This is a genomic window from Burkholderia sp. Tr-862, from assembly GCF_011753085.1.
GTDB lineage: Bacteria > Pseudomonadota > Gammaproteobacteria > Burkholderiales > Burkholderiaceae > Burkholderia > Burkholderia ambifaria.
Genome location: NZ_VWWG01000342.1, coordinates 1 through 1,707, shown reverse-complemented (window position 1 = coordinate 1,707; position 1,707 = coordinate 1). Strand labels below are relative to the sequence as shown.

The following is a 1,707-nucleotide window of genomic DNA, read 5'->3' as shown; positions in this document are numbered from 1 at the left end:
CTTCGGAGCGCGTCGCCCGCGCCGCATGCCGCGGCACCGGCGACGCGCTCCGAAGCGAAGCGCCCTACGGATTCCGCCGCACGCGCATCGAAGGAAGCGCCGGCCGCGGGCGGCTACGGCCCGCGTCTCGCGAAGGCGGCCGCGGCATCGCCCAAGCCGGCCGAGAAGCCCGCGCTGGTGCGTCCGGCGCTGAACGGCGAGAAGCCGGCACTGGCCGCGGTCGGTGCCTCCGACGACGACTGGGAGACCTTCTAAGCCATGCCGTCCGCGCGCGCACCGTTTCGACCCGATGCACCGGATACCTCGCCCCGCGCGGGCGAGCCGGGGCGCGACTTCGCGTTTACCGGCGCGGATTTCGCACGCATCCGCGCGCTGATCCATCAACGCGCAGGCATCTCGCTGTCCGAGCACAAGCGCGACATGGCGTACAGCCGGCTGGCACGCCGGCTGCGCGCACGCGGCCTCGACACGTTCCGCGACTACCTCGACCTGCTCGAGCAGGAGGACGATCCGCTCGAGTGGGAGGCGTTCACCAACGCGCTGACGACGAACCTGACCGCGTTCTTCCGCGAGTCGCACCATTTCCCGATCCTTGCCGACTTCGTGAAGGGGCGTGCGGCGCCCGTGTCGGTGTGGTGTTCGGCGGCGTCGACCGGCGAGGAACCTTACTCGATCGCGATCACGCTGATCGAGGCGCTCGGCGAATCGGCCGCGCGCGGCGCGTCGATCCTCGCAACCGACCTCGACACGCAGGTGCTCGCGAAGGCCGAGGCCGGCATCTATACGTACGACCAGGTCAAGCACCTGAGCCCGGAGCGGCTCAAGCGCTTCTTCCTGAAGGGCACGGGCGCGCAGGCCGGCCGCGTGAAGGTGCGCCCGGAACTGCGCGCGATGATCCGCTTCGAGCAGCTGAACCTGACCGATGCCGACTACGGGATCGCGAAGCCGTTCGACGCGATCTTCTGCCGCAACGTGATGATCTATTTCGACAAGCCGACGCAAGGGCAGGTGCTGTCGCGCTTCGAGCCGCTCGTGAAGCCGGGCGGGCTGCTGTTCGCCGGGCATTCGGAGAATTTCACGTACGTCACGCAGGCGTTCCGGCTGCGCGGGCAGACGGTGTACGAACTGACGCGCGATGCCGCGCAAGGCTCGCGCCCGCGCGGCGCGGCGCCGGCCGCCGCAGCGCCGCCGCGCATCCCTGCGCGTGCCGCGCTCGCTTACGGAGAACGCGAATGAGCGGCCTGCCGATCGCGACCAATCGCTACTTCGACAATCACTTCGAACGCCCGGGCGTGAAGTTGCTGCCGAACGAGTTCTACACGACGTCCGAGGACATGGTGCTGATGACCGTGCTCGGCTCGTGCGTCGCCGCGTGCCTGCACGATCCGCTCGCGGGCATCGGCGGGATGAATCACTTCATGCTGCCCGACGACGGCGCCGATGCTGGCGCGGCCGCGTCGGATTCGATGCGCTACGGCGCGTACGCGATGGAAGTGCTGATCAACGAACTGATCAAGGCCGGCGGGCGCCGCGAGCGCATCGAGGCGAAGGTGTTTGGCGGCGCGGCCGTGCTGGCCGGGATGACGACGATCAACATCGGCGATCGCAACGCGGATTTCGTGCGCCGCTATCTCGCGCTCGAACGCATTCGCATCACCGCGGAGGATCTGCAGGGCGTGCACCCGCGCAAGGTCGCGTTCATGCCGA

At 69.1% G+C, this 1,707-nt stretch carries 2 protein-coding genes and 1 pseudogene; all 3 read left to right on the top strand.

Features of this window, described 5'->3' with window-relative positions; all coding sequences use genetic code 11:
• Window positions 1-255: pseudogene (locus F3J14_RS34665) on the top strand (methyl-accepting chemotaxis protein); the annotation flags it as partial.
• A 3-nt stretch (window positions 256-258) separates the two neighbouring features.
• Complete coding sequence (locus tag F3J14_RS34660) at window positions 259-1,236, top strand: CheR family methyltransferase (RefSeq protein ID WP_166726725.1); 978 nt, start codon at window positions 259-261, stop codon at window positions 1,234-1,236.
• Window positions 1,233-1,707: chemoreceptor glutamine deamidase CheD (cheD, locus tag F3J14_RS34655; RefSeq protein ID WP_166726724.1), on the top strand; the 475-nt coding region annotated here is incomplete at its 3' end. The genes F3J14_RS34660 and cheD, both read left to right, overlap by 4 nt.